General features: G+C 49.0%; 3 protein-coding genes. 1 reads left to right on the top strand and 2 read right to left on the bottom strand.

The genetic code is table 11. The annotated features are described in order from the left end of the window. A partial coding sequence (locus tag ACI4N7_RS08580) for a GGDEF domain-containing protein (RefSeq protein WP_439732944.1) occupies positions 1 to 503 on the top strand: 503 nt, incomplete at its 5' end. Positions 504 to 831: 328 nt separating this feature from the next. Here ACI4N7_RS08580 and ACI4N7_RS08575 read toward each other — a convergent pair. Then, a complete protein-coding gene (locus ACI4N7_RS08575) occupies positions 832 to 1,188 on the bottom strand; it encodes a histidine triad nucleotide-binding protein (protein WP_273187614.1) in 357 nt (118 codons plus the stop codon). Between the two features lie 58 nt (positions 1,189 to 1,246). Then, the gene (gene mtaB, locus ACI4N7_RS08570; RefSeq protein ID WP_439732943.1) at positions 1,247 to 2,554 is read right to left on the bottom strand and encodes a tRNA (N(6)-L-threonylcarbamoyladenosine(37)-C(2))-methylthiotransferase MtaB; all 1,308 of its coding nucleotides are present in this window, start codon (positions 2,552 to 2,554) and stop codon (positions 1,247 to 1,249) included. Between the last annotated feature and the right edge of the window lie 107 nt (positions 2,555 to 2,661).

Genomic DNA, 2,661 nt, shown 5'->3' with positions numbered 1-2,661 from the left:
TGGCCTATCACGATTCCCTTACCGGCCTTCTCAATCATGCCGGCATCTTTCATGCCGCAGAAAAAATGGACAGCCGGAAGCCTTATATTCTCCTCTTCATGGATCTGAACGGGCTGAAAGAAGTTAATGATCTTCATGGACACATAGCCGGTGACAGGTTTCTTAAACATATGGCCGATACTCTTCGCTCATCCACCGGTGAAAACGCTCTCTGCGGACGCGTGGGCGGCGATGAATTCATCGTTATCCTCCCATCGGAAAAAGAAGCCTCCCTATCCCCTGTCATCAGGAAAATCAATGGAAAGCTGGCAGAGCTGAAGGGACAGCCCGACATGCCTAAAGATCCTTCTGCCTCCTTCGGCTGGAGTATCCATGATACCTCCCATGCCCTCACCTTTGAAGAGCACCTGAAGGAAGCGGATGACCGGATGTATAAAGCCAAAGAAGCATATAGAAAATCCCATCCCTCTGCAGCAGGCAGAATCTTTATGAGGGAAAAATAAAAAGAGAAGCACCGGTTCATTGGCAGAGCCGGTGCTTCCTTTTTTAATTTTTTCTCTTTGTTCACTATGACATTCTGTGATTTCTCCTGTAGAAAATCTGAAAATTCAAAGCTCAGCCTTTGGGATCGTGTGCATCCTCGTGATACCGGAAAGATTCCGGTTTTCTCCCCGTTTTCCGGCAATGCCCGCCCGGAGAACCGCCGGATTTTAATCAAGGCTTTTGCTGCTTACCAGCTGTTTTACGTCTGCCCGATCTCATCAAAAAAGAGCGCCTTCCTCATGGAAAAGCGCCCTCCCGCAGCCCTTACAGTGAGGGGCTGTGTCAGTCTTATTTATCTTCCGGGAATGGAGGCCAGCCCATTTCTTTGCCGCCGATAATGTGGGCATGGAAATGGAAAACGGACTGTCCTGCTTTTTCTCCTGTATTGATAACAAGGCGGAACCCGCTTTCTTTCAGACCGGCTTCCAGAGCAATCTTCTTAACTACCAGGAAGAAGTCCGCAAAGTTCTTATTGTATTCCTCATCAAAAGCAAGGATATTGTCCACATGTTTCTTCGGGATCACCAGAATGTGCACCGGTGCGCAGGGTTCGATATCCTTGAAGGCATACCAGTTTTCATCTTCATAAACTTTGGTGCTGGGGATTTCTCCGGCAGCGATTTTGCAGAAAATACAATCAGCCATTCTTACTCCTCCTTACTTCTTCGCCCGGAAAGCAATGATAAAATCCCTATCGAAGGAATCATGGCTCTTCCGGTGCCAACGTTCCTGACAGACCCTCTTCCGTCACGGTGTCGATCCTGACAGGATACATCTTTCCTCTTTCTATATGTGAATCTCTGATGGACACGCGGATATATTCTCCCGTCAGCCCTTCAAAGAATCCATCCTTTACTTCTTCTGCCAGCACATGGACAGTCTTTCCCATGAACTGTTCCCTGTACGCACGGGCAATCCCCTTTTCCAGTGCCTGCACCCGGTGAACCCTTTCTTTCTTCACCTCATTCGATATCTGGTTCGGATAGGAAGCCGCCGGCGTACCGGTACGGCGGGAATAGGGAAATACATGAATGCCGGAAAAACGGATTTCCTTCAGCGTATCCAATGTTTCCAGGAAATTTTCTTCCGTTTCCCCGGGGAATCCCACAATAAGATCAGTGGTAATGGCAATACCCGGCACTTTTTCCCGAAGCTCCGCAATGAGCTGCTTAAACTGGGGCAGCCGGTAGTGGCGGTTCATCCCCTTCAGCACGGCATCGGAACCGGACTGGATGGGAAGATGCAGATGGCGGCAGACCTTCGGTTCATCCCGGATAATCCGGATCAAATCTTCCGAAAGTTCAACAGACTCTACCGATCCCAGACGAATGCGGAGAAGATCCGGAATTTTCACCAGTTCCGCTACCAGTGTAGCCAGAGAAGTGCCGTCATGAAGGTCTTTGCCATAATTGCCCAGATGAATGCCTGTCAGCACCACTTCCCGATAGCCTTCAGATACCAGCCTCCGGATTTCCTCTACCGCATCTTTCTGGAGACGGGATTTCAGCCGGCCCCGGGCATAGGGAATAATGCAGAAAGTACAGTAATTGTCACATCCTTCCTGTACCTTGACAAAAGCCCTCGTCCGCACTTCTCCTGCTCCATCTACAGACATGTTTTCAAAGCGGTCCACCTTCATAATATCCACTGTCTCATTAAGAGGCTTTTTGTCTGTGCGGGTCATGGCTTCTTCCACATATTCCACAATATGGGAGCGGTTCTGCACGCCTACAATAACATCTACATCCCCCATTTTTTCAAATACTTCCGGTGCCAGCTGGGCATAACAGCCCGCCACCGCAATCACTGCATGGGGATGAGCCCGGCGGATACGGCGTACCATCTGCCGGGATTTTCTGTCGCCGATACTTGTCACTGAGCAGGTATTCACTACATATACGTCGGCATCGTCATGTTCACCTGCCGGGGCATACCCTTTCCTTACAAAGAGGGTACGCATGGCATCGCTGTCATACTGATTAACCTTGCAGCCAAGAGTAAGAAAGGACACCTTTTTTCCTGAGTTTAAATTATTTTTATCCATGAATTCATTATAACACGGAGGAAATAAATTAATAAGGGGGATTCAGAGTGTTCAGAGGGGAATGGCAGCGGCTG

Source organism: Dialister sp. (assembly GCF_051885895.1).
Lineage (GTDB): Bacteria > Bacillota > Negativicutes > Veillonellales > Dialisteraceae > Dialister.
This window is presented reverse-complemented; position numbering and strand designations above follow the sequence as displayed.

Excerpts from the sequence above, each read along its gene's own strand:
- ACI4N7_RS08575 (WP_273187614.1), bottom strand. The coding sequence starts at position 1,188 with ATGGCTGATTGTATTTTCTGCAAAATCGCTGCCGGAGAAATCCCCAGC.